We start from the raw sequence: 24,698 nt of genomic DNA, 5'->3' as shown, positions 1-24,698 counted from the left end.
CTCCTTCGCCACCCTTGTAGCGAAGGAGTACATCTAAAGCATAGTGCCTAACGGCGCTATAGGTTTCTTATCGGCTTAAAGTGCTTGTTTCACTTTGTTTGCCACATCTTGAGGTACCCATGCTTGCCAAATTTGTGGGTACTCTTCTAGGAAATGGAACATCGCCTCTTCGCCATCTGCTTGGTTATCTTCCATCCAAGCAAGAAGTTGGTTCATATCTGCGTTGCTAAAGCCACGCTTAGTGAAATAGTCATAAGCTTGTGGTGCGCGGCTAGCAAACTCTTCAGTGGTAATTGTGTGTACAGGTGAAGGTGGGTACATGGTTGGTTTAGGCGCTTCACATTCAGCCTGTGTCGTACAGCCGACGAACTCTTTTTCGTTTACGCCACTGCCGAAGTCCACTTTGACCATTTCATATTTACCGAGAACAGCAGTCGGAGCCCAGTAGTAACCGAACCAAGCTTCTTCACGCTCATACGCTTTTGCTATTGCACCGGATAGACCAGCACTTGAGCCTGGGTCAACAATGGTAAAGCCAGAGCCTTCTAAACCTAGAGCTTTAAACAGGTTACCTGCACTGATTTGGCAGTTCCAACCTGCTGGACAGCTATAGAAGGCTGAGTGATCAGGATCTTCAGGGTGCTCAAATAACTTCGCGTGCTTCTTAACACCTTCAATGGTTGCTATTTCAGGATATTGCTTAACGAGATAGGCAGGAACCCAAAATCCTTCTTCGCCACCATCGACGAGTGATTTACCTGCGTAACGAAGACGCTTTTCTGCAACGCCCTTGTCCAAAGCATCTTTCAGGCTATTACTCCAAAGTTCAGGTGCTACGTCTGGCTGACCTTTTTCAATCATTGATGTACCCGTTGGCATAGTATCGCCCGGGATTAATTCAGCATCACAGCCGTAGCCGTGCTCAAGAATAAACTTATCTACGTTGGCAATCACTGTGGCGGAATTCCAGTTCATATCAGCGATTGTTACCTTGCCACACTCTTCAGCTTGGGCATGGAAAGCGGTTGCGCTTAGGGTTAGTAATGCAGCCGTTTTTAGTTTCATTGTAATTTCCTTTTTAATGAATACGTTATAAAAATAGCGAAATGATATTTAGAGTTCAAATTAATATGTTGACTCTGTGAACCAGTGTTGATGTTTTTTGTGACAAAAATAAAACATTTGTCAGTAAAAAACCGCACTGTTGTCACGGAAATTTATAGCTAGAAGGAGCTAACGAAGGGTCTTATGTTTTGAGTTCGAAGGATTAACGCTGTGCGATAAAAACTACACTAATCGGCAGACCAGACATTCTTGATATCCGGCCATCCCCAGTTGGTGAGTGCTACGTCTTTAAGCACTCCCTGAAAGCGCAATGTCTGTCTGTGGTGGAACAGGGGAGAGAGCCAAAACTGATTGATCAACGCAGAAGCTATAGGTTCGAGAGCGTCGAGGTAATCCGGTAGTTCTGTGTCCGAACGCAGATGATTTAGCCTATCTAGTAGCCATGCCTTCGATTGTTCTCCAATACAGCGTTGGATAATAGGATTATGGTAAAGGCTGTTAAACGCAGAGGCGTGTCGATTGTCATCAAGGTTGATATTGGTAATGATGACAGACTCTTGAAGCTGACCAGATTCAGCCAGAGTCGTCAGCTGGCGATAGCTATAGCTGTTAATCACCACTTCCACACCATATTGCTCCAGCAGGTATTTCACCGCTAAAGCGCAGTTTCGCAACGAGCTGTAATCATAGATAGCGATAGTCAGCCGTTTAGGCAGGGCAGCCTCGGGCATCTCAGGGCGGGTGATCTTGTGCCACATCGGCAGCAGGTTTTGTGCAACTTCACAGCCGAAAAGTAGGTTATGCTGTTCTAGGTAATTAAACACCTTGTGCGGTGTTAAATAAGTAGACAGAAAGCGGCGTTGATTGTCATCTAATACCGTTTCTCCGCATTGGTTAAAGAGCACAAACATACAGCCATCTTCGGTACGGCTTTGTTGAACATTGCGGTCTAAGTGCTTACTTACGGCGTGAGAAACGTAGTAATTACAGTCTGAACTTGCTTGAGCTCCTGGCTGATTGGTCTGAATTTGCTTGTTTTGCAGTTCAGATTCGTCAAGATGCCAAATCGTAACTTGGTCAGTTAACGCGCGGCAAGCGTAGTAGCGCTCAAAGGCTTGTAAACAGAGTTTGCTCTCAGAGTGTTCGGTCACTTCAAATGGCCCACAACCAATGACTTGCTTGATTGGTGCCTCACTGATTTGCGAGATGGGCTGAATGGAATACTTAACGCCTGAAATCAAGCCACCAAAGCCGAGGTCAGGTTTAGAAAGCTTAAAAACAATCTTGTTTGGCGAAGGTGTGTAGACGTCGATGAGATGGTTTAACTCGCTCTGATAATCAGCCAAGGTTGTGAGCTTTTTAAACAGATTTACTATCGACTCACCACTGATCGCTTCACCATTGTGAAAGGTTAATCCTGGGCGCAGGTAAAAGCTCCACTCAAGATTCGATTCATCATAGCGCCAATGGTGAGCAAGCTGTGGCTCTAGGTTTCCGTTGGCAGCACTCGATACTAAACAGCAATAGATTTGCCTTAGCAGATAGCGCTCGCTAGAACGCTGGAGTTGATGTGGCACCAAGCGTTCAAAAGGGCGTTTGTAGGTGAGCTGAATATGCAGCAGACCTTCACGTATTGTTGCGCCAGAGGTGCTTTGTAGCAATCTTCCAAACGCTACTTCGTCGTCATCCAGTATCGACAGCGCCTTTTCATATTTACCTTCTAGGATTCGTTTTGAAGCCAGCTGTGCTTTAAGTTCGTCTAGATGAAGGTGAAGGATCAACGTAGAGCGTTGATTGCGCCCAGCTTTTGGAATCCAAGATAACCAAGACAAATCAAGCATTTGATTCAGCAAGTTGCGTGCGTGACGGGAGGTGGTAAATAGCGAATCGGCAACGATTGGCAATGTCGTTTTATGCTCGACGCCAACACCAAGTGGGACCAAACGGCTGTAGTAACGCAATAAATTTAAGTCAGACACAAAAAATACTCATCAAACCAGAAATCTGTTTATTGATTTTGTTCCTAGTTTTGTCGCTTTGCTACTCTTTTCTGCCATTTTTTGCCAGATCGCTGTCTTTATGGGGAATGAAATTAACCTAGATTGACAGTTTTTACCTTCCTTATAAAGTCGCAAAATAGGTGGCAACAGAGGAGGAAATGATGAAAAGAGAAAAACTGGAATCACAACTCAGTGTTTACTATCGCTCCAAACTTGAAGAGGGCTCTTCTTTCATCGAGCGACTGGCATTAGTTAGCCTTTTGCAACTGATGAATTGGTAAAACTAAGCAGCACCTGACAACATGCTCCTGACCCCCACGACCGGTTTTCTGGTGCTGCTTTTTTCTTCAGGTTCATTTTCATAGCTGGATAAGGCGACTTTGTCTGCGAATATGGCTAAGCTTAACCAAGAATTGAAGAAAAACATGTTGGCTATCGTATGGAAAAAGTGGTCGATCTTAATCGTTGGCAGAAGGAACACGTCAAAACAGAGCAAGACCTAAAGCACCTGTTTTCTGAAGTAAAAGCGAGCTATAGCAGTCTGCCTTATCCGGAGTTGGAGCAGCGTTTAGAATGGCTTCGCATCCTCAAATACGAACTGTTAGAACGCAAACAAATGTTAGTCGATGCGCTGCGCCAAGATTATGGATACCGCAGTGAGTTCGACAGTTTGATCTGCGATTTACTGCCTGCAATTACCCATATCAACTACACCATCAAACATCTCAAAAGCTGGATCAAACCGAGCAAGCGATCTGCAGGATTATTACTATTCCCCTCCAAAGTCCGTGTTAATTATCAACCTTTAGGTGTTGTCGGGGTCATGGTGCCTTGGAACTTCCCTATCGTACTGAGTATTGCCCCTATTGTGACGGCGATTGCCGCGGGAAATCGGGTAATGGTCAAACTCAGTGAACATACGCCAAACACCAATCAAGTACTCTGTGACCTATTTTCTGAAGTAGGGGAGCACGTTTACCCAGTTGAAGGGGGGGCTGAAATATCTCGGTACTTTAGCGCGCTACCCTTTGATCACCTACTGTTTACAGGCTCCACCAAGGTAGGAAGATTAGTCGCTGCTGAAGCGGCGAAAAACCTAACCCCCGTGACTTTAGAGCTTGGTGGTAAGTCTCCTGCTATTGTTGCCAACGATGCTGATATTAGTAAGGCGGTGGATGCTATCTTGCTAGGCAAGTCTATTAATGCCGGGCAAATCTGTGTCGCACCTGATTACGTCTTAGTACCTCAAGGGAAAGAGCTTAAGTTCATTGAACGTTATTTGGAACGCTTCTACCAGCTCTATGTAAAAGAAGGGAGCTTAACGTCATCAACAACCATCGTTAATCAAGCACAATATCAAAGGTTGCAGCACTACTTACATGATGCAAAAAGCCTAGGCGGAACCATTCACACCATCGACTATTTAGATCTTGAACCTAGACAGATGGTGCCACATTTAGTGACCGGTGTTTCTGACAAAATGCTCCTTATGCAAGAAGAGATCTTTGGCCCAATATTGCCAGTTATCGGCTATCGTCACTTGAATGAAGTTTTTGCTTTTATTAACGCTAGGCCACGACCATTGGCTTTGTACCTGATGTCAAACGACAAAATTTTACAGCACCAAGTCATTGAACAAACTCACAGCGGTGGCGTGGTGGTCAATGACACCTTGCTCCATGTCGCTGCAGAGGATGCGCCATTCGGTGGAATCGGTGAGTCTGGGATAGGGCAGTATCACGGCGAGGAAGGCTTCCGTACCTTCACTAAAGCGAAAACAGTGCTTTACTCGCCTGCTTGGTTACCACGGAATTATTTGCTGCTCAAATACCGTAAGTTAGCCGTGGAGGTACTTGGGCGTTTGTTTCTACGCTAAATAGCAAGGTCATCAAATCGCTGTTTTACGAAATCAATAAACACTCTTAAGCGTTTGGGTTGGTATCTGTCTCGATGGTAGATTGCAGAGAAATCGACACTAGGGATAGCCCAATCATTGAACACCTCGACTAGTTCTTCTCGCTCTAGCTCCTCTCGACAGTAGATGGCAGGGACTCGAATAATACCTTGATGATTCAACGCGCCTTTCACCAATACACGTCCATTTTTACACTGTAAATGTCCATGAATGGCGATTTCAGCCTTATCTTGACTGGTTTGATGGGTGAACCCCCAACGCTTTACTGAACCAGTTAGGCATTGATGCTGCGCGAGTTCTTTAGGATGAGAAGGTTGACCATGAGTACTGAGATATTGAGGCGTCGCCAGTGTGCTCATTTCAATTGTCATCAACTTGCGCGCAACAAAGCCTGAGTCTTCCAAACGTCCCATGCGGAAGGCGATATCAAAATCCTCTTCCAGCAAGTCGACCCTATGGCTACTAAAATCAAGATTAACCTGAGTGTTTGGATACTGTTCCATGAAGTCGCAGGTGATCTGTGCAATCAGTTCTTCCCCTAGATAGCCTCCTACACAGTTAATGCGAATCTCACCTTGAACTTGCTCCACGTCATCGACTGCAGACAAGATAGCTTGGTCAATCCCCGCTAGGGCTTTCTCACACTGTAAATAGAACTGTTTTCCAGCATCGGTGAGTTTTAAGCTACGGGTAGTGCGGATTAGCAACGTTACCTTCATCTGCTTCTCTAGGTTGCTTATTTGGCGCGAAACGTGCGAGCGAGACACATCTAGCGCCTCAGCGGCTTTGGTAAAATTGCCCAGCTGAGCAATTAAAACAAATGAGCGTACATCTGCGAGGTTAACCTGATTCAACATCTTAGAGTCCATTAATTGAGTAATCTATATTGTTGCAGTATAACAATAGTGTTTCAACTCAAGTGATATATATCAACAAAGTGATTTTTCTTAATATACCTCCATCGCAGCGAAACAGGCTGTATCTCAATCCAAATCAGAGGAAATATTAAGATGAAAAAACTTATTGTAATCACAGGTGCTAGTTCAGGTATTGGTGAAGCGATTGCTCGTCGTTTAAGCAACGAAGGTCATCCTCTACTTCTGTTGGCTCGTCGTGTAGAGCGCCTAGAGGCATTGGAACTTCCGAACACCATGTGCGAGCAAGTCGATGTAACCGATAAAGCAACCTTCGAAGCGGCTATTGCTAAAGCAGAGGCTAAGTTTGGCCCAGTTGATGGCTTAGTGAACAATGCAGGCGTGATGCTACTTGGTCAAATCGATACTCAAGATGCTAGCGAATGGAAGCGTATGTTCGATGTAAATGTCATTGGTCTTTTGAACGGTATGCAGGCAGTGCTAGCGCCAATGATGTCGCGTAATAGCGGCACAATTATCAACATCAGCTCAATCGCAGGTAAGAAGACATTCCCTAATCACGCTGCATATTGTGGTACTAAATTTGCCGTTCACGCGATTTCTGAAAACGTTCGCGAAGAAGTTGCCGCGTCAAATGTCCGCGTGACGACTATTGCACCAGGAGCTGTGGAAACTGAGCTGCTTTCGCACACAACGTCTCAAGAGATTAAAGATGGTTACGACGACTGGAAAGTTGACATGGGTGGTGTACTGGCAGCCGATGATGTGGCGCGCGCTGTCGAGTTTGCCTACAACCAACCGCAAAACGTCTGTGTTCGCGAAATTGCTTTAGCGCCGACTAAGCAGCAACCATAGTTCTTCATTGTTGGTTCAAACACCAAAAAGCTCTAGCCTCCGCTAGAGCTTTTTTATTGGAAGGTAAACTGATGATAACGTCGGATAAGTCAGTTTTTTCTGATTAACTTATAATTATCTAAATAACGCTAGTGTTATTTTTGATTTGAATTTTGGAGGTTTCTCATCACTAAGTGACTTCTTGTGTTTTATGGTGTCGTTTGTGATTTATTGAGAGTGGTGAATTTTAAAGTCTTGACTAAAGGACGTGTCTGTCCCTCCTCATTTAGCATGCGATATTAGACTTTAGTCAACAAAAACTGCCTTGTTTACCACTTCTTTGATTTCATATTTGATTCTTAAGTTTTTGGTTAAAGATAATGTTTCAGATTTGATTTTTGTAGTAGGATGATTAGGCTTGCATTCATGTTGCATATAAGGCCAACTCAACGGGCTGTCCAATTTGCGCTTGAACGACTATAAATATATAAGTGATAGATTGCATAGGAGTCACTGATTGTGGACGTTGCTGAAAAGAAAAACGAAAACAGTGAAGAATTACAACTGTCCGAATCCTCTCAAAACCAGACTGACGCGATTCAAGAGCAAAGCGAAGAACGCGTAGAGAAGGCGTCGGAGCCCTCTGGCTCTATTCATTATGGAGAAGACGCTTTTAGTAATGTAATGCCTCTTTGTGAGGTTGCGTGTATTGTCACTACCCCAACGGGAAAAATACTCAAGTGTCGCACTAAGTATATTGGTTTACATTCCAACAGTATTCTTTTGCTAGAAATGCCGTCGGTTTCTCCCAAGGAGAAATCGCAGTTTATGCAACGTGGCTATGTGATGAAGGCATGTGTCATCTCCTCAAAAGGCGAGGGTGCCCGAGTTTATTTCAAAAGCAAGATTGAATACGTGCTCAGCGGTGGCGAAAATGAATTGCTGCTGGTGACGTTACCTAAAGCGACTCAAGTGGTGCTTGGTCTGCGTGAAAGTGCGCGATTAGAGATTAGCCTTGAAGGTATTCTCGCACCGCAAGACAGTAAGTACTTATGCCAAATTAGAGACGTTTCCCAGCAGGGGTGCTTAATTGTTGTTGATAGAGGCAAGACGAATTATCGAGTCGGCAGCATGGTCGAGCTGAAAATTCACAATAGTGAAGAAAACACTCCAGCGATTGAGGAAGTGTTAAAGGCTGTTGTTAAAAACATTACCAAAACCGCTCACTACACAAAGTATGGCGTTAAGTTTGAAGATGAAAGCTTAGAGTATGTCAGCGATCTGATCGAAAGCTTAAACTTCTGCTCAATGCAGCAAAAGTTTACTCTGTAGTCGCTTTTTGTTCGTCACATGAATTGGTAATTCTTGAGTATACTTAATAGGCAAACATGCGAGTATTGAGAGGAATGCGAATATGGAATTACGTAATCAACGTGGTGAAGTGACTCAAGTCGCGGACAATCTCACCATCAGAGAAGTGCTAGAGATGGGGTACTCCATAGACCTTTGTGATGAAGCGTTTGACCCGAATGAACATTGGGTTGCAAGTGCAGAGCAAAAACGGCGTGGAGAAATACCTGAAAGCTAAACATTAAGCAAAAAAAATCCGAGCCTAGCTCGGATTTTTCAATTTGGGCAAAGGAATTAGAAACCTTTGATGTTCTCAGCTTCAAGTTCAGTAAAGTATTTTACCGTCTTCACTTTCAATTCTTGAGTTGCAGGCTCGTCACATACGATCACTGATTTAGGGTGTAGCTGTAGTGCAGATACCGTCCATAGGTGGTTTACGCTACCTTCAACTGCTGCTTCAAGTGCTAGTGCTTTGTTGTGACCTGTTACTAGGATCATGATCTCTTCAGCATCAAGAAGTGTACCTACACCGATGGTTAGCGCGTATTTTGGTACTTGGTTGATATCGCCATCGAAGAAACGAGAGTTTGCGATACGAGTATCTTCCGTTAGCGTTTTAATACGAGTACGTGAAGATAGAGATGACGCAGGCTCGTTAAACGCGATGTGACCGTCGTTACCTACGCCGCCCATAAATAGGTTGATCTTGCCGTAAGACTTAATTTTGTCTTCGTAACGCTGACATTCTTCTTCGTTGTTTTGTGCATTGCCGTCAAGAAGGTTGATGTTCTCTTCTTGAATATCAATGTGGTTGAAGAAGTTGTTGTACATGAATGAACGGTACGATTCAGGGTGATCCGCAGGGATGCCAATGTACTCATCCATGTTAAATGTGACTACGTGCTTAAAGCTAACTTCGCCAGCTTTATGCAGTTCGATAAGCGCTTTGTAAGTCGCTAGAGGTGTACCACCTGTTGGTAGACCTAGAACAAAAGGACGCTCTGCAGTAGGTTTGAAATCGTTGATGCGTTTAACAATGTGCGCCGCTGCCCACTTACCTACTTGTGCTGCTTGATTTAACGGGATAAGTCTCATTTTTTGCCCCTAGTATTGGAAATTATGATGCTCTGAAACATTAATTCGCATTATAAAATAAGTTAACTTCAACTGCTATTGTTTTCGGTCAATTTTTCTCTATTTCTTGAGAAAGTCTCTTGCTTGAGTACGGTGTATTCGATTGCGTTGTCTAAAATAGTAGTAGTGTTGCTGACAAATAAACTTAAATTTTAATCACTAAAATAAGATGTTTGAGATATCTCCACAGGGATTAGCAGTGACGTTGTGAAGCAGATACCACCCTTATGTTGATTACGTAACGGTGATTAGTGTTCTGAGTTAAGATGATGCGCTCAACCATTTGGTTTTTGTGCCGATACTATTATTAGTAGAGCGCCTAAAGGAAGTAAAAGAACAACAAATGAATATTATGGGGATCGCCATTGGGGCGACAGGTTTGCTGCTTCTCTGCATGTTTTTGTGGATGCTAGCCCTATCTTTGCGTAAAAAGCGTCTTGAACAGGAGCGTAAAGAACGCGAGATTGCTTATCGTAAAGCGATGGAAAAGAACCGTAAGCAAGAGCATGATGAAAGAATTATGAAGGCTGAAGGTGGTCATGTACCAACGATTCTCTATCTGGCTAAAGAGTCAGAGCGTACAAGGCCTCAAGAAGCGGTTTATTGGTACACAAAGGCGGCAAAACTCGACAATGTCACTGGCATGTACGGCGTTGTTCGGATCAGCAACAAGATGAAGCAAGATCTTGTGCTTAAGGAGCAAGCCAAGTTTTGGCAGGTGTGCATCTCAGCTTCAGAGGGCAGCTTACCTCATCAGTTTGAAATGGCCCAGGCACTGTTTACAGGTCGAGGAACCGAAGTGAATTTGCCGAAAGGGTTATCTGTCATGGAGTCTGCCGCGGCACAAGATCATATCAATGCTTTAGTTTTCCTCGGCGATTGGTATATCGCGGCGAATAACCCAGACAAAAGTCCTAGTAAATCAACAGACTATTACCGCAAAGCAGCAGAGCTACGCAGTAATGAAGGGCGCATGAAGTTAGGGCTTAACTATATCCAAGGACGTGGTGTAGCGAGTAATTTTGAACGCGGTATCTACTGGCTTGAGCGAGCCGCTGAAAAAGGCCATCTTGACGCTATGTATAAAGCGGGTGAAGCATGGATGGATCAAAAACCCAATGGCAATGCTTTGGCGTATATTTGGCTATTCTTAGCCGGCCAGTTGGGCCATGAACCAGCGAGAAACTTAAGAGATCAGGTCGCTTTGAATATCGGGGTAGACACGGTTGTTGGCTTGCAAAGCTTAGCGAAACCTATGGTTAAAAGGATCCGCGACAATAAAGTCAGTAAACATTCGATTATTAAAGCTCTGAATAAGCTGTACAAGCGCTCTATACCAACAGATGAACATATTGATGCTTTGGGAGTGGGTACAGCAGATAACACATCGCAAGTGGAAGCAAGCCCACCTCCTGATGAAGAAATTAAAGTCAGTGAGTCACCTGGCACAGTAGACTATTCTCAGTCGCCAATGGATAAGCAATAAAAAATGGCCTCGTTACTCACGAGGCCATTTTAGTGGATGTAATCTAACAATTACTGCTTAGTTTGCTTTTGCTTCGCTTTACATACTGCGGCAGTAAACACTACGTCAGTTGAACTGTTAAGTGCGGTTTCTGCAGAATCTTGCACAACACCAATGATGAAGCCAACAGCAACTACCTGCATCGCGATTTCATTTGGAATACCAAATAGTCCACAAGCAAGTGGGATCAAGAGTAGAGAGCCGCCCGCAACACCTGATGCACCACATGCCGATACCGCGGCAACAATACTGAGCAGTAATGCGGTGAGTAGATCAACCTCAATACCCATGGTATGAACAGCAGCAAGTGTTAGCGTCGTGATGGTAATTGCAGCACCTGCCATGTTAATGGTTGCACCTAACGGAATGGATACTGAGTAAGTATCTTCGTCCAGTTTTAGCTTCTCACACAGCGCCATATTTACAGGGATGTTTGCAGCACTTGAACGTGTAAAGAATGCTGTTACGCCACTTTCACGAATACACTGCAGAACAAGTGGATAAGGGTTCTCACCTGTTTTAACGAATACAATGATTGGGTTAACAACCAATGCGATGATCGCCATTGAGCTTAAAAGAACTACGAGCAATTGAGCGTAACCAGCTAGTGCTTCGAAGCCTGTCGTTGCCAGTGTTGAAGCAACAAGGCCAAAGATACCAAATGGTGCTAGACGGATGATAAAGCGTACGATCTGAGAAACGCCGTGGCTTAAGTCTTCAAACACTGCCTTTGTTGTACCAGAGGCGTGGTGCAGCGCTAAACCTAGACCGATAGCCCAAGCTAGAATGCCAATGTAATTCGCACTCATTAATGCATTGACTGGGTTGTCGACAAGTTTAAACAGTAGCGTGTTAAGTACTTCAGCAATACCTTGCGGAGGCGTTGCCCCTTCAGCACCAGAAACAAGCGTCAACGTGGTTGGGAATAAGAAGCTAAGTACCACTGCGGTTAAAGCGGCAGTAAAGGTACCGAAAAGGTAAAGAACCACAATTGGGCGCATGTAGGTATGCTGGTTTTTCTTTTGGTTAGCAATCGATGCTGCTACCAAAATGAAAACAAGAATAGGCGCTACTGCTTTTAGTGCTCCGACAAAAAGACTTCCAAGTAAACCGACGCTTTTTGCGTGCTCTGGAGAGACGGTCGCTAAACCCACACCAAGAATGATGCCGGCTAGGATCTGCAAAACCAGATTGCCACGTGCAAAGCGTGCAATAAGAGAGTTGTGTTGCATAGTTATCCCTGCAATGAATAGTTTTATAAATTTATAGTAATTTCAGTTATTGCAAACTGAGACAGACATACTAGCGACTTGAAACATTGTGTCTAGAATTAATTGAAAATTAGCATTAAAAATTAACTACAATCGGTTTTTGTGAATTTTATGTTTTAATCTTGTGTTTTGCGAGTAACAAAAAAGGGGCAGGCGCCCCTTTTACCATGTTGTGAGAATGACTCTAATAGCCGTTACTGTGCTTCTGATTGCGGCTCGCATTTTGAACTTTTTTATAAAACTTGGTCTGCTTTTTAAACGAGGCACGTTTTTCAGCAATGGTTGCACTGTTTCGACGCTGCTCTCGCAGTAGTTTCATATAGTTCGTTAATCGCCTCTCTTCCAATTCACCTGACTCGATGGCCTCTCTCACACGACAGTTAGGTTCGTCCTGATGTTGGCAATCCGAAAATCGGCATTGTGCAGCCAGTGACTCCACGTCAGAGAAGGTTTCAGCCACACCATCTGCACAGTCAATCAATTGCAATTCACGCATTCCTGGGGTGTCGATTAAAACGGCCCCTGTCGGCATAAAGTGCATAGAGCGACTTGTTGTTGTGTGGCGACCTTTACTGTCGTCTTCTCTGATACCACCTGTGAGCTGGACTTGGTCCTGCAGCAAGGTGTTCACCAATGTCGATTTGCCCACACCTGATGAGCCCATGAAGGCGACGGTTTTCCCGCTTTGACACCAAGGCAATAGCTTTTCACTGTGTGCTTTATCAAGCGCATTGACAGTTTCGATCATCAACAATGGGTCTAGCTGTTGTACTTGCCTTTTCTTGTCTTCAGCATCGCTGGCTAAGTCAGCTTTAGTGAGAACAATAACAGGTTCAACATCAGCTTCATGGGCAATCGCGAGGTAACGCTCAATTCGACTGAGATTAAAATCTTCATTCAGTGAGCAAACAATAAACAAGGTTGTGACGTTAGCTGCAATGAGCTGCTCGTTGACTTTGCTACCTGCTGCTTTGCGATGGAACAAGGATTGTCTGTCCAAAAGCTTCACAAAGTGCTGATTGCCGTCAATCAAAATCCAGTCACCCACTGTCATAGAGGGTAGTGATTTATGGATCTCTAATGGTAACTCACCAGATTCGCTCAATAGCTTATAGCCACTGCGGTGGTGCTCAGTGATACGAGCGGCTGTGAACTCTTGCTCTAAATCTTCTAGTGTAAGTTGTTGTTGAAATAGGTTGTTCCAACCAAGTGTCGCTAAAGACATTGGTGTATTTGCTTTGGTATTCATAGTTGCCCCAAGCATACAGATATCTGTATCTATATAAATTTGCTAGGGTCTTAAGACCCCGGTTTAGATAACACCGGGCAAAGGAAGGGTAGAAGTGGGTTATTAAAGTGACTTCACCAATTTTGCCGGGTGGGTTTTAAGTACAATCATCGTATCCTCCTATGGACTTACTTGTGTTTACGCCAGCTATCATAGCAAAAGAGGTGAACATTTGCCCACCTCTTATATTAAAATCATTGCTTAGTGGTGGTGATGTTTCATACCACTCATCACTTTCTTAATCGGAGCTTTGATGGTTTGTTGGTCGCCATTGGCAAAGGTGAGCTGAACATCAATGCTATCGCCTTCAGCAAAAGGTTTCGTTAGGTTGAATAGCATAATATGTAGGCTGCCAGGTTTTAGAACCGCAGTCCCATTTGCTGGGATGGTAATTTGCTCAACTTGGCGCATTTTCATCACATCGCCCTCTTTGATCACATCGTGCAATTCAACTTTACCTGCCGCATCTGTGGTAGCGGAGACGATATAACGGTCTTTATCACTATGATTCATAAACTCACCAAACACGGCACTGGTTGCTGCATTGGGTGGCGTAGCACGTGCGTAGGTGTGATGAGCCATGATATCTGAATCTGCATAAGCAAAAGGGCTTAATGCCAAAGAGGCTAAGAGAAGGGCTTGAAGTTTCATCCTGACTATCCTTTTGATGTAATCGTTTTAAAGGCTTCAACCAGCGGTGCTGGCGTGAGCGTGTGTGGCACTTTTGTGATTAATGTGCCATCTGGTTTGAGGAAATAGAAATAGGAGCTGTGATCCAGCGTATATTTCAATTCAGAGTTTTCTAATTCGGTTTTACGGAAAATCACACCATACTGATGAGCAAGTGGGGTAGTGACCTCTAAAGGCGCTGAAAGCCCCTCAATCATTGGGTGAAAGTATTGAGCGTATTTGTATGAGTCAGCAGCCGCATCACGCTCCGGATCCAGCGAGATAAACACTGGGCGGAAGTGTTCTTTCGTTTCTTGATCAATTTGGTTCAGCGCGCCTGCCAGCATGGCCAAAGACGTTGGGCATACATCTGGACAACGAGTAAAGCCAAAGTAAACGACTCTAATTCGTGTATCTTGAGGATCGAAAAGTGACACCGCTTTGTTGTCTTCACCAAACAGCGTAATGCTAGATGTATCTTGAGCGAGAGGTGCATCACTATTTTGATGATCGAGATAGCTTTTCAGTCCAAAGCCAAGAACAAAGGCGGCGACTAGGATTAATGACCAGTTCTTACTCATCGTTCCATCCTTATTGATGTATTGATTGATTGTTTGCCGTCAGTGATGGTGCCATACCAAGTCATCGCGTCTTCTGTGCACACAGGTAACACAACTTCACCAGTAAAAGTTCCCGAGTCAGATTTGTCGATCTTAAACACAACAGTGCCCATATCCATCTCATACCCTTCTAAAGTCATCATCAGACTATCGCTGTTGGCGCTTTCCCAGTTGACCGTCACTTGGGTGGGGACGAGTGGGTGAGTGATGTCTTTATTCGCTTGAACAGAGATAGAGTCTTGCTGACACTGGCTAGTCGTAAGCAGGCAGTAGTCGTCTAGAGATACCTGTTGATTTGTCGATTGATACCACTTAACAATATCACTGGCAAAGAAACCGGCACCTAACGCAACGGCAATAAGAAGAAACTTTGCATAGCTGGGCATAACATCTATCCCGAGAGTTTAAAAACGAGCGCAATCCTAGCATATAGCACTCTATATCTATGAGATAACGAGTAAAATTGTGCTCAGCGTCAACTCAACACTAACGATTTCTGTGAATGCCATAGATAGCGTGGTCGAGAATACGTTCACCGATTTTTTCTTGATTGGTGATCACACCTTCCAGAGTCATCCCTGACCGTTCAGCAACACTCCGACTTGCTCGGTTTTCTACCGCTGCTGAAAGTTGGACTTTTTCAATGTTTAACTCGTTAAAGGCAAAATCGATTAGATGTTTGACAACGCGAGTGACAATTCCATTGCCTTGGTGGTGCTTTGATAACCAATAGCCTATTTCTAGGCATTTAGTGTCATAGTCAATATTGAAACAGCTACAGTTTCCAACGATTTCTCCACGATACACAATGGCACAAGTAATGGTTTTTCCTTCTGCGTATTCATGCAGCACGCGTTGTACAAACAGACGAAAATCTTGTTCACTCGTGCAATGAGGTGGCCAAGCAAGCCATTGGGATAAATAGTCAATTTGGTCAGTGACCAGTTTACTGTATTTGACGGCAAAGGATTCTTGAACCAGTGCGATGGAAATATCGTCATCCACTTTCTGTGTAAACATAGTCTATTCCTTGCATATGTTAATTAAACTAACCTAACAAACTACAAAGGTGATGGCTAGGACAATATCATGTAATAGTAATTTGATTTCTAGCACGAAAAATATGCACTGCGTAGCAGGGGTCACATTTCTCACAATAACCATTCACTATTTATGGTTTATAGATACCACTTTCGTATACCCTGCCTCGCATAATAATTATTTATAAATGATAAAAGCGTTAGTATGGAAGTGCCTCAAGACGAAGTTAGTGTCGATCTACGTCGCGTATTATTTGAAATAGCCTATGCTCTGGACGCGGTAGGTGTTGATGATATCTATCATGGACACAGAGTCGCGTATATCGCCTATCGCTGTGCTCAGCGGATGGGCTGGGATGAAGACCGATGTCAAACCGTCTTCTCACTGGGTTTGATTCATGATTGTGGAGTATCTGAGAGTGCTGAAGTGGGTGAACTGCTGGCTGCACTCGCGCCAAGGAATACTCGCAAACACTGTGTCAAAGGTTATGAGCTGCTTAAAGCTTGTCGACCTTTGTCAGAGCTTGCCATGCCTGTTTTACTCCATCATACTTGGTGGCAAGAGTTAAAAGGCATTCATGCTGTGAGTGATGATGTTAAGCAGTATGCGACCTTGCTGTTTTTAGCTGATCGTCTTGATTATCTACACGGCAATTATGCGTTAGATTCGTATGGCAATATCACCGAAGTAAGTAAGAAGAGTATTATCGGTGAGCTACAAGCAAACTCAGGTACTATGTTTGAACCGACTCAAGTCCGAGTGATGAGTGAGTTGGTTCAGTGCGATGATTTCTGGTTTTCGATGGAAGCGAGATATATAGAGAGCCTGTCTTATACTTTCACTCCACTTTATCGAGATCCTATTGGCTTAGACGAGTCGATTGAAGTGGCAGAGCTCTTTGCTCAAATCGTCGACGCGAAAAGTTCGTTCACCTATCAACACTCATTACACGTTGCCCAGCTCGCTGAATTTTTTGCCCATAAATTGGGTTACTCTGAACGAGCAAGAAAAATGCTCTATCTAGCGGGATTAATTCACGATATTGGCAAACTTAAAACGCCGAGTGCGATATTGCATAAGCCTGATCAGCTGTCGGATGAAGAGTATGCGTGTATTCGCCGTCACGCAACAGATTCTCGTCATGCCATTCAACGAATGTTTACCAATCAGCAAATTGTAGAATGGGCATCTAATCACCATGAGCGGCTTGATGGGTCAGGTTATCCATTAGGGTTGTCCGCTAGCCAGCTTGACCAGCCAAGCCGATTGATTGCAGTGACGGATGTCTTTCAAGCGCTCACACAATCTCGTCCTTATCGAGAAGGTCTTCCTTTAGAGGAAGCGATTGACATCATTGAACAGATGGTTAATCACAATCAGCTTGATCGCAAGGTATTTGATTGCTTGGTAGAGAATGCACAGGAGTGTTACCGGATCTCGACAGGCCAAGAAAGTAAAAAGCCAGTACTCGTTTAGTACTGGCTTATTAGGGTTTGCGCGCCTTTCTACTGCAAAAATTAGCTCAAAAGGTCAGCGGGCCTTAAGATCATTACTGGTTTACAAATGCTTTAAAGCGAGCTTGGGTTTCTGCATCTGCTTTGCTGTACCAGAAATGCAGCATTTCTTCTGCAGTGTTATCGCCAGCTTTCACAGGTTTGCCGTCAATTTGTGCTGGCAAGGTTACTGGAACCACAGCTGCTGTTGAAACTGCTGCAATGCCACCACGACGGTTGTATTCAGCCAGTTCAATTTTGTGGTTTCGGCCGATTTGCATCCCTTCCTTCACCAGCTTGTCTTGCTTCATTTCGATCGCTTGACCGCTTTCATCTTTTAAAGACCATTCTAAGTCACGAATTTTCTTCGAACCTTCGCTTTCGTTGCGGTACTTAGGTAATTCAAATTCCAGTTCTTGGTCAGCGACATTGAAGGTTCCGATAATTGGATCACTTTCAAGGATCACGCGATCTTTACCTTGGTCGAAGTATGGCTGGTAAGTAAATAAGATTTGGTTTTCACCGTTAGGTAGCGTAAGCGTTTTGGATGAAAAGAAGCTGCCTGATAGCTCAGGTTTTGCATCGTTCACCACTAAGACGTCGATAGTGTCTGGAATCGAGATAGTTACGTCAGCAGCAGCGAGACCACTGGTACCTAAAGCGATTGCAGCAAGTAATGTTGTTTTTATTTTCATTTTTGGTTCCTAATAAACAGGCACTTAAACTGCAAAGAGAGTGCCTAGCTCGCCGCATGATTTCAAGATGCGAATGTAAGAAGTTTGAAAAATTCATCAAATCTTAATTAGTGCTCACGTTAATGTGGCACGTCAGTTTATAAATTTGAGCTATCTTTCACGGTAATCTGGATAATAACTAGACTATATTAACTAGGTGTACAATGAATCAGGAGGATAACGCTATGGCATATACCGATATGTTAGACAGCAGACTAGTGTTGTCGCCATGGTATAACGTTGACTACACCCTTTCCCTACTAAACAAAGAAACGACTCTTCGTTAATGACCTTGAGGTGCTTTCCGCACCGAAAAAATCTTATTCAAAATCAACATTACCCGCGATTAATTGCAGCGGGTGACTAGATCTATTTAAAGGAAATTAATGATGAAACGTATCCCAGAACCTTTCCGTATCAAAATGGTTGAGCCTATCAAAATGACGACGTATGACGATCGAGTTGACGCGTTAAATGAAGCAGGATTAAACCCGTTTCTACTCAGAAGTGACGACGTCTACATTGATCTGTTGACCGATTCAGGCACCGGCGCGATGAGTGATAACCAGTGGGCTGGCTTAATGATGGGGGATGAGTCTTATGCGGGTAGCCGAAACTACTACAACTTATGCGCAGCGGTAGAACATTTCTTTGGTTATAAACTCACCGTGCCAGCGCACCAAGGACGTGGCGCTGAACAAATTCTATTTCCTGCATTGATTGAGCGGATGAAAGCCGTCCGGGGGGGAACGGAGCCAGTGTTCATTTCCAACTATCACTTTGACACGACGGCTGGTCACATTGAGCTCAACGGTGGTAAGGCTATTAATGTGGTGGATAAACACGCTTTTGACACGACGACACCTTACGACTGGAAGGGCAACTTTGATTTAGACAAGTTGCAATCGACGATTGAGGCGCACGGCTCAGAAAACATCTGCGCAATTATCACTACCGTGACGTGTAATAGTTCTGGTGGTCAGCCAGTTTCGATGGAGAACATGCGTGCCGTGTATGAAATTGCAACCAAAAACGATATTCCGGTTGTGATTGATTCTGCGCGTTACTGTGAAAATGCTTATTTCATCAAACAGCGCGAAGAGGGCTATCAAGATAAGTCCATCTTAGAAATTATTCGTGAGATGTACCAATACGGTGACATGCTGACTATGTCAGCGAAGAAAGACCCTATGGTTAATATCGGTGGCCTTTGTTGTATTCGCGATCATGAAGAGCTGTTTCAAGCCGTTCAGACTCGCTGCGTACCCATGGAGGGGTTTGTCACCTATGGTGGTATGGCAGGGCGTGATATGGAAGCGCTTGCTCGTGGTTTGTATGAAGGTGCGGATGAAGACTACTTACATTACCGAATCAGCCAGGTGGAGTATCTCGGTGAGCGCCTAAGAGAAGGTGGAATTCCAATCCAATACCCAACAGGTGGACACGCAGTGTTTGTTGATGCGGCTAAAATACTTCCCCATATCCCAGCTGATGAGTTCCCTGCGCAGGTTCTGTGTAATGCCTTGTATCTAGAAGCGGGTATTCGCGCGGTCGAGATAGGTTCACTGCTTCTTGGTAGAGACCCTGAAACAGGCGAACAGAAAGCATCTGAGCTAGAGTTGATGCGTCTGACCATCCCAAGACGTGTCTATACCAATGATCACATGGACTATATTGCTGATGCGATCATCGCTTTGAAAGAGCGTGCGCACGAGCTAAAAGGGCTGACATTTGATTACGAGCCGCCGGTACTTCGTCATTTCACGGCGCGTTTTAAGTCCAAATAATCGGCTTTATCTGATTTAACAAATGTCATTCAAACTGCCACAGCTTCATCAAGTTGTGGCAGTTTTCTATGTTGATTATCAATAATTTTATAGCACTGATTTCTGTAAATTGTTGATTGATATATTATTTATGCTAACACGAATTGAATTTATAAATTTTGGCTCGATATCCACTTTGGAATGTAACAACTTAGCAACAACAAAATGATTTCTTATCGTCACTCGTAAATAGCTTTTATTTTTTTCTCCTAAAAAAAAGTCTCTTAAATACTTGGTTGTGATGTTCTTTGATTCGTTAAAGAGCAGATTTAGCTCTGATTTTAGAGTGAACATACAAGGAATGAGAGAAATAGGTATGAATCGTATTACATTGTGCGCGGCGGGCATCGTATTAGCGATCTCAGGCACGACAATAGCGGCACCAACGGCTCCAAGTGTTGATGTTTATGGCTCCAACAATCTTCAGTTTTCTAAGATTCAGTTGGCGATGGAGACAACGTCTGGTTACAACCAGATGGTTAAGTATTTCGACGAGGCGGATATCACCATTAAGTTCAACCAGTGGAGTGGCACATCAGGTGACACTTACAAGGTTTATTTTGATGGTGTGCAAGTCGCAACTGGCCCAATTACTGGCAGTCAAACCACAGCAAACTTCAAACATGGTCAAGGCGGCCTTTATCAAATGACCATTGAAGCTTGTGATGCGACCGGCTGTAGCACGAGTGCCCCTGTTGAGGTGACCGTTGCAGATACCGATGGCTCGCATCTAGGGCCGCTAGCGATGAACATCGATCCGAACAATAAATCCTACAACACCGATCCAAACACGGTTGTGGGTACTTACTTTGTTGAGTGGGGTATTTATGGGCGCGATTACACGGTCGACAACTTACCGGTCGATAATCTGACTCACATCCTATACGGCTTTATCCCAATTTGTGGACCGAATGAGTCGGTTAAGTCAGTGGGCGGCAATAGCTACAATGCATTGATGACTGCTTGTCAGGGTGTACCTGATTATGAAGTGGTTATCCATGATCCGTGGGCTGCCTACCAGAAGAGTTTTCTTCAAGCAGGCCATGAGCATAGCACTCCGATAAAAGGGAACTATGCGATGATGATGGCGCTTAAGAAAAATAATCCCAACCTAAAAATTATTCCGTCAATTGGTGGCTGGACATTATCTGACCCATTTTTCGACTTCACCACTAAAGCCAACCGAGACACCTTTGTCGCTTCTGTTAAGCGATTCCTAAACACATGGAAGTTCTATGATGGTGTTGATATTGACTGGGAATTCCCAGGTGGCGGCGGTGCGGCGGCAAACTTGGGCGACCCAGTAAATGATGGCCCAGCTTATGTTGCCTTGATGCAAGAACTCAGAGCAATGCTTGATGAGCTAGAAGTCGCAACAGGCAGAACTTATGAACTGACCTCTGCCATTGGTGTTGGTTACGACAAAATTGAAGATGTGAACTATGCAGATGCGGTTCAGTACATGGACTACATTTTCGCAATGACTTACGACTTCTACGGTGGTTGGAATAACGTTGTCGGTCACCAAACTGCGCTTTACTGTGGTAGCTTCATGCGTCCGGGCCAATGTGATGGCACTGGTGTCGACGAAAACGGCGAAGCGTATAAAGGCCCTGCTTACACCTCTGACAATGGTATTCAGCTTCTATTGGCACAAGGTGTACCTGCGAGCAAACTAGTACTCGGTGCAGCAATGTATGGTCGAGGCTGGGAAGGTGTAACGCCTGATACGCTATCGGATCCAACCGATCCTATGACAGGTGTCGGTAACGGCAAACTTAAAGGTTCAACTGCTCAAGGTGTGTGGGAAGACGGTGTTATTGACTACAAAGGTGTGAAAGCGAACATGTTGGGGGCAAATAACACAGGCATTAACGGTTTTGAGTATGGCTATGATGCACAAGCTGAAGCCGCTTGGGTTTGGAACCGTACTACAGGTCAGCTGATCACATTCGATGATGACCGTTCTGTAAAAGCCAAAGGGGCTTATGTTCGTAATCTAGGTCTTGCAGGCTTGTTCTCTTGGGAGATTGATGCAGATAACGGCGATATCCTTAATGCAATGCATGAAGGTTTAGCTGGTGGTCCACCAGTAAACCGTGCGCCTCAAGCAAGTGCTGGTGCGGATGTGACTGTTGTTGGCCCTGCAAGTGTTACTTTAGATGGCAGTGCTTCAGCGGACTCAGATGGTACGATTGCGAGCTATCAATGGACACAAGTGTCTGGAACGCCTGTGACACTTACTGGAGCCAATACGGCGAGCGCTAGCTTTGCTGTGGCTGAAGTCACGCAGACAGAAACGCTTAGCTTCAAGCTTACAGTGACAGACAATGAAGGTGCGTCAGCTTCAGATACGGTTGTGGTTACCGTTAACTCGAAAGACGTTCCGCCAGTGAATCAAGCGCCGGTAGCTGCGGTAACAGCGCCAGCAAATGTTAATGCGGGTGATGTTGTTGTGGTTGATGCCTCTGCTTCAACGGATGCTGACAACGATCCACTTACATACACTTGGGCACTGCCTGCAGGTCTTACGGCAACAGTCAATGGCTCTAACTTGAGCTTTACTGCAGCAGAGTACACTGCCGATACGTCTCTAACTTTCACAGTTACCGTGAGTGATGGAAAAGCAACGTCAACGGCTTCTGCGACCGTTGTCGTGGCTAAGAAGTCAACAGGTGGAGAGCTATGTAGCAATCTATGGGTTGATACAGCGGTATACAATGGCGGTGAGCAAGTTTCTTGGGCAGGTAAAGTTTGGGAAGCGAAATGGTGGACTCAAGGTGATAATCCATCACAGTCTGGACAATGGGGCGTGTGGAAAGAAGTCGGTGCGGCGAATTGCCCAACTAACTAATGCCATTCACTACAATGTAAAACTCTAACAAAAAGCCATTCGGGTTCTCCGAATGGCTTTTCTTATTGGTTTGAACTGAGTAACTAATTAACTGCTCTAACCTTGCCTTGTTTGAGGTTCGTCAGTACTTCAGACTTAGGACCATCGGCAATCACACATCCTTTTTCCATCACAATGACGCGGTCTACCACATCGAGCATTGATGTTTTATGAGTGATTAGAATAAGCGTCTCACTCGACTTCAATTGCGAAAGCTGCTGCTTAATGTGCATTTCAGAGCGGTTATCCATCGCACTGGTTGGCTCATCCATAAGTAAGACGGGCGGACGACCCAGTAAAGAGCGAGCAATAGCCACCGCCTGACGTTGACCACCAGAGAGCAACATACCGCCTTCACCCACTTGGCGCTCCAATCCAGCAGGATCTTGCTGCGTAAACACGGTAACACCCGCTCGGTTAGCTGCATCGAGTACGTCTCTGTCGTCAGCAAGAGGACGACCTAGCGTGATGTTGTCACGTATGCTGCCATAAAAGAGCTGACTATCTTGCGGCACACAACCGATATTTCTGCGGATATCAATATGATGCAATTGGTCGATATCGGTATCATCGATTCGGACATGGCCCTCAGTTGGCTTATATAAACCCATGATCAAGCGCTCAAGGGTTGTTTTACCTGAACCAATACGACCAATAATAGCCACTTTTTCACCTGGGTTAATCGTCAGGCTTAAATCTCGAATAGAGGCAATCGGAGAGTCAGGGTAGTGGAATGTGACCTTATCTAGCTCGATCTTACCGTGAACAATTGGGCGGTGAATATAGCGTTTACCTTCCTCTTGTTCGTCTGGCATCGACATCACTTGTTCAATGATGGTCATCGATGATTTTGCTTGGTTGTAGCGAGTTGAAAGCAATGAGAGCTGAACCATAGGGCCTATTGCACGACCACTAAGCATTGTTGCGGCGATAAGTCCACCCATGGTCAGTTCACCTTCGGAAATCAGATAAACACCGAGAATAATCATACCCACGTTAGAAGCTTGCTGAACAAATCCCGCGGTGTTTTGGATACCATCAGTGATACGGCGGCTCTTAATATTCCAGTTCGCCATATGAGCAACCGCTTCTTCCCAACGGAATTGGAACTGACTTTGCGCGCCAAAAAGCTTGACCGTCTCAAGGCCTGAAAGACTCTCAATAAGGTTGGCGTATTTCTGAGACGCTAGACGCGAACCCTCTTCGATGGTGTGTCTTAGTGGTCCTTGGATCAAGGCAGAGTAAATCACCAAAATCAAAACACCGACGATAGGGACGATGACTAAGTTACCTGCCATTAACCAAATCAGCACTAAGAACAGAATTGCAAAAGGCAAATCGATCAATGAGCCGATGGTTGCAGAGGTAAAGAACTCGCGGATAGATTCAAATTCCTGAAGATGGCGTGCAAATGCGCCGACAGAAGCCGGGCGAGCTTCCATACGAATCCCCATGACTTTACTAAACAGCTTAGATGAAATCAGTATGTCTGACTTCTTACCCGCCACATCAATAAAGTAGCTACGCAACAGCTTGAGAGTCAGGTCGAAGAGGAAGATTACGAAAATACCGCTTGCTAATACCCACAAGGTCTCAAACGCCAAGTTAGGTACAACCTTGTCATACACTAAGCGGGTAAACATCGGCGCAGCAACGGCAAATAGGTTGATTAAGATCGAAGCGATAAGAACATCACGGTAGATCTTTTTCGATTGCCAAATCGTACCCCAGAACCAGTGCCCTTCACGAGTTTTAAGTACCTCCGGAGAGCGCTCATCGTAGCGGAACTGTTTCTTTACTAAGAAGTAGCGACCGATATACAGTTGCTCTAGTTCGGCGATCGGGAGTGAAATCGGTACTAAACCTGACTCGCCAGTAACGATTTCTGCTTCGGTTTTGTCGTCATTAATGCTGTTGAGAACACAGGCATCGCCGCTTTTTAAGATCAACACAACGGGTAATACAAGCTGTGAAATCTCAGTGAGAGCAGAACGGTTCTCTTTTGCTACCAACCCCGCACGTTCTGCCGAACGTGGAAAGAGAAAGGGTGTCAGCTTACCGTCTGACAGAGGCAAGCCATTAATTAGCGCCTCTGGAGAGTTCGCTAACCCGTAGTATCGACTGACGTAGATAAGTGAATTTAATAGCGGATCCTGCATGCTATA

Annotated in this window: 20 protein-coding genes; 8 read left to right on the top strand and 12 right to left on the bottom strand. The window is 44.7% G+C overall.

All coding sequences use genetic code 11. The annotated features are described in order from the left end of the window. Positions 1-75 precede the first annotated feature (75 nt). Entirely contained in the window at positions 76-1,065 is a 990-nt protein-coding gene (locus LYZ37_RS21555) for an ABC transporter substrate-binding protein (protein WP_004745757.1), read from the bottom strand. A 227-nt stretch (positions 1,066-1,292) separates the two neighbouring features. After that, positions 1,293-3,044: an SgrR family transcriptional regulator gene (locus tag LYZ37_RS21550; RefSeq protein ID WP_272787550.1), complete on the bottom strand. Its 1,752-nt coding sequence runs from the start codon at positions 3,042-3,044 to the stop codon at positions 1,293-1,295. Positions 3,045-3,504: 460 nt separating this feature from the next. On the opposite strand from LYZ37_RS21550, the gene LYZ37_RS21545 reads away from it, so the two are divergent. Further along, on the top strand, positions 3,505-4,941 hold the full coding sequence (locus LYZ37_RS21545; RefSeq protein ID WP_272787549.1) for a coniferyl aldehyde dehydrogenase: 1,437 nt from the start codon (positions 3,505-3,507) through the stop codon (positions 4,939-4,941). On the opposite strand, the gene LYZ37_RS21540 is transcribed toward LYZ37_RS21545, so the two are convergent. Then, positions 4,938-5,837 (bottom strand): LysR family transcriptional regulator, encoded by a 900-nt coding sequence (locus LYZ37_RS21540; RefSeq protein WP_272787548.1) that lies wholly within the window; start codon positions 5,835-5,837, stop codon positions 4,938-4,940. The genes LYZ37_RS21545 and LYZ37_RS21540 overlap by 4 nt on opposite strands. 153 nt (positions 5,838-5,990) lie before the next feature. Between LYZ37_RS21540 and LYZ37_RS21535 the strand changes: the two genes are divergently transcribed. The 3 genes from LYZ37_RS21535 (at position 5,991) to LYZ37_RS21525 (ending at position 8,277) form a co-directional block, all read left to right on the top strand. Further along, on the top strand, positions 5,991-6,710 hold the full coding sequence (locus LYZ37_RS21535; protein ID WP_171381130.1) for an SDR family oxidoreductase: 720 nt from the start codon (positions 5,991-5,993) through the stop codon (positions 6,708-6,710). 498 nt (positions 6,711-7,208) lie between these two features. Then, a complete protein-coding gene (locus LYZ37_RS21530) occupies positions 7,209-8,021 on the top strand; it encodes a PilZ domain-containing protein (protein WP_272787547.1) in 813 nt (270 codons plus the stop codon). Positions 8,022-8,103: 82 nt separating this feature from the next. Then, positions 8,104-8,277, top strand: coding sequence for a hypothetical protein (locus LYZ37_RS21525; RefSeq protein ID WP_272787546.1), 174 nt, complete (start codon positions 8,104-8,106; stop codon positions 8,275-8,277). Between the two features lie 56 nt (positions 8,278-8,333). On the opposite strand, the gene nagB is transcribed toward LYZ37_RS21525, so the two are convergent. Further along, positions 8,334-9,134, bottom strand: a complete 801-nt coding sequence (gene nagB, locus LYZ37_RS21520) for a glucosamine-6-phosphate deaminase (RefSeq protein ID WP_004745784.1) — start codon at positions 9,132-9,134, stop codon at positions 8,334-8,336. A gap of 382 nt (positions 9,135-9,516) precedes the next feature. Between nagB and LYZ37_RS21515 the strand changes: the two genes are divergently transcribed. After that, positions 9,517-10,659: a tetratricopeptide repeat protein gene (locus LYZ37_RS21515; RefSeq protein WP_272787545.1), complete on the top strand. Its 1,143-nt coding sequence runs from the start codon at positions 9,517-9,519 to the stop codon at positions 10,657-10,659. A gap of 50 nt (positions 10,660-10,709) precedes the next feature. Here LYZ37_RS21515 and sstT read toward each other — a convergent pair whose 3' ends face one another. The 6 genes from sstT to LYZ37_RS21485 all read right to left on the bottom strand — a co-directional run bounded on the left by sstT (position 10,710) and on the right by LYZ37_RS21485 (position 15,566). Further along, positions 10,710-11,930 (bottom strand): serine/threonine transporter SstT, encoded by a 1,221-nt coding sequence (gene sstT / locus LYZ37_RS21510; protein ID WP_272787544.1) that lies wholly within the window; start codon positions 11,928-11,930, stop codon positions 10,710-10,712. A gap of 223 nt (positions 11,931-12,153) precedes the next feature. After that, the gene (gene rsgA / locus LYZ37_RS21505) at positions 12,154-13,218 is read right to left on the bottom strand and encodes a ribosome small subunit-dependent GTPase A (RefSeq protein ID WP_272787543.1); all 1,065 of its coding nucleotides are present in this window, start codon (positions 13,216-13,218) and stop codon (positions 12,154-12,156) included. Positions 13,219-13,458: 240 nt separating this feature from the next. After that, positions 13,459-13,908: a copper chaperone PCu(A)C gene (locus LYZ37_RS21500; RefSeq protein ID WP_272787542.1), complete on the bottom strand. Its 450-nt coding sequence runs from the start codon at positions 13,906-13,908 to the stop codon at positions 13,459-13,461. A gap of 5 nt (positions 13,909-13,913) precedes the next feature. Beyond that, positions 13,914-14,507: an SCO family protein gene (locus LYZ37_RS21495; protein WP_272787541.1), complete on the bottom strand. Its 594-nt coding sequence runs from the start codon at positions 14,505-14,507 to the stop codon at positions 13,914-13,916. After that, positions 14,504-14,932, bottom strand: a complete 429-nt coding sequence (locus tag LYZ37_RS21490) for a hypothetical protein (protein WP_272787540.1) — start codon at positions 14,930-14,932, stop codon at positions 14,504-14,506. Before LYZ37_RS21490 ends, LYZ37_RS21495 begins: the two co-directional genes overlap by 4 nt. A 100-nt stretch (positions 14,933-15,032) precedes the next feature. Further along, entirely contained in the window at positions 15,033-15,566 is a 534-nt protein-coding gene (locus LYZ37_RS21485) for a GNAT family N-acetyltransferase (protein WP_272787539.1), read from the bottom strand. A gap of 225 nt (positions 15,567-15,791) precedes the next feature. Here LYZ37_RS21485 and LYZ37_RS21480 point away from each other — a divergent pair, with 225 nt between their 5' ends. Next, positions 15,792-17,063: an HD-GYP domain-containing protein gene (locus tag LYZ37_RS21480; RefSeq protein WP_272787538.1), complete on the top strand. Its 1,272-nt coding sequence runs from the start codon at positions 15,792-15,794 to the stop codon at positions 17,061-17,063. 73 nt (positions 17,064-17,136) lie between these two features. Here the strand turns inward: LYZ37_RS21480 and LYZ37_RS21475 are convergent, their stop codons facing one another. Then, positions 17,137-17,775, bottom strand: coding sequence for a DUF2057 family protein (locus LYZ37_RS21475; protein ID WP_272787537.1), 639 nt, complete (start codon positions 17,773-17,775; stop codon positions 17,137-17,139). A gap of 428 nt (positions 17,776-18,203) precedes the next feature. Here LYZ37_RS21475 and LYZ37_RS21470 point away from each other — a divergent pair, with 428 nt between their 5' ends. Both LYZ37_RS21470 and LYZ37_RS21465 read left to right on the top strand, forming a co-directional pair. Continuing rightward, a complete protein-coding gene (locus LYZ37_RS21470; RefSeq protein ID WP_171320081.1) occupies positions 18,204-19,601 on the top strand; it encodes a tryptophanase in 1,398 nt (465 codons plus the stop codon). Positions 19,602-19,956: 355 nt separating this feature from the next. After that, complete coding sequence (locus tag LYZ37_RS21465) at positions 19,957-22,494, top strand: glycosyl hydrolase family 18 protein (RefSeq protein ID WP_272787536.1); 2,538 nt, start codon at positions 19,957-19,959, stop codon at positions 22,492-22,494. A gap of 83 nt (positions 22,495-22,577) precedes the next feature. On the opposite strand, the gene LYZ37_RS21460 is transcribed toward LYZ37_RS21465, so the two are convergent. Beyond that, positions 22,578-24,692, bottom strand: coding sequence for a type I secretion system permease/ATPase (locus tag LYZ37_RS21460; RefSeq protein WP_272787535.1), 2,115 nt, complete (start codon positions 24,690-24,692; stop codon positions 22,578-22,580). Positions 24,693-24,698: the final 6 nt, after the last annotated feature.

Origin of the sequence: Vibrio tubiashii (genome assembly GCF_028551255.1) — a bacterium.
Classification (GTDB): domain Bacteria; phylum Pseudomonadota; class Gammaproteobacteria; order Enterobacterales; family Vibrionaceae; genus Vibrio; species Vibrio tubiashii_B.
This window is presented reverse-complemented; position numbering and strand designations above follow the sequence as displayed.

Coding starts and splice junctions, on each gene's coding strand:
- LYZ37_RS21540 (WP_272787548.1), bottom strand. CDS start 5,837: ATGTTGAATCAGGTTAACCTCGCAGATGTACGCTCATTTGTTTTAATT.
- LYZ37_RS21495 (WP_272787541.1), bottom strand. CDS start 14,507: ATGAGTAAGAACTGGTCATTAATCCTAGTCGCCGCCTTTGTTCTTGGC.
- LYZ37_RS21555 (WP_004745757.1), bottom strand. CDS start 1,065: ATGAAACTAAAAACGGCTGCATTACTAACCCTAAGCGCAACCGCTTTC.
- LYZ37_RS21535 (WP_171381130.1), top strand. CDS start 5,991: ATGAAAAAACTTATTGTAATCACAGGTGCTAGTTCAGGTATTGGTGAA.
- LYZ37_RS21500 (WP_272787542.1), bottom strand. CDS start 13,908: ATGAAACTTCAAGCCCTTCTCTTAGCCTCTTTGGCATTAAGCCCTTTT.
- nagB (WP_004745784.1), bottom strand. CDS start 9,134: ATGAGACTTATCCCGTTAAATCAAGCAGCACAAGTAGGTAAGTGGGCA.
- sstT (WP_272787544.1), bottom strand. CDS start 11,930: ATGCAACACAACTCTCTTATTGCACGCTTTGCACGTGGCAATCTGGTT.
- LYZ37_RS21480 (WP_272787538.1), top strand. CDS start 15,792: ATGGAAGTGCCTCAAGACGAAGTTAGTGTCGATCTACGTCGCGTATTA.
- LYZ37_RS21515 (WP_272787545.1), top strand. CDS start 9,517: ATGAATATTATGGGGATCGCCATTGGGGCGACAGGTTTGCTGCTTCTC.
- LYZ37_RS21460 (WP_272787535.1), bottom strand. CDS start 24,692: ATGCAGGATCCGCTATTAAATTCACTTATCTACGTCAGTCGATACTAC.
- LYZ37_RS21475 (WP_272787537.1), bottom strand. CDS start 17,775: ATGAAAATAAAAACAACATTACTTGCTGCAATCGCTTTAGGTACCAGT.
- LYZ37_RS21470 (WP_171320081.1), top strand. CDS start 18,204: ATGAAACGTATCCCAGAACCTTTCCGTATCAAAATGGTTGAGCCTATC.
- LYZ37_RS21525 (WP_272787546.1), top strand. CDS start 8,104: ATGGAATTACGTAATCAACGTGGTGAAGTGACTCAAGTCGCGGACAAT.
- LYZ37_RS21490 (WP_272787540.1), bottom strand. CDS start 14,932: ATGCCCAGCTATGCAAAGTTTCTTCTTATTGCCGTTGCGTTAGGTGCC.
- LYZ37_RS21545 (WP_272787549.1), top strand. CDS start 3,505: ATGGAAAAAGTGGTCGATCTTAATCGTTGGCAGAAGGAACACGTCAAA.
- LYZ37_RS21465 (WP_272787536.1), top strand. CDS start 19,957: ATGAATCGTATTACATTGTGCGCGGCGGGCATCGTATTAGCGATCTCA.
- rsgA (WP_272787543.1), bottom strand. CDS start 13,218: ATGAATACCAAAGCAAATACACCAATGTCTTTAGCGACACTTGGTTGG.
- LYZ37_RS21485 (WP_272787539.1), bottom strand. CDS start 15,566: ATGTTTACACAGAAAGTGGATGACGATATTTCCATCGCACTGGTTCAA.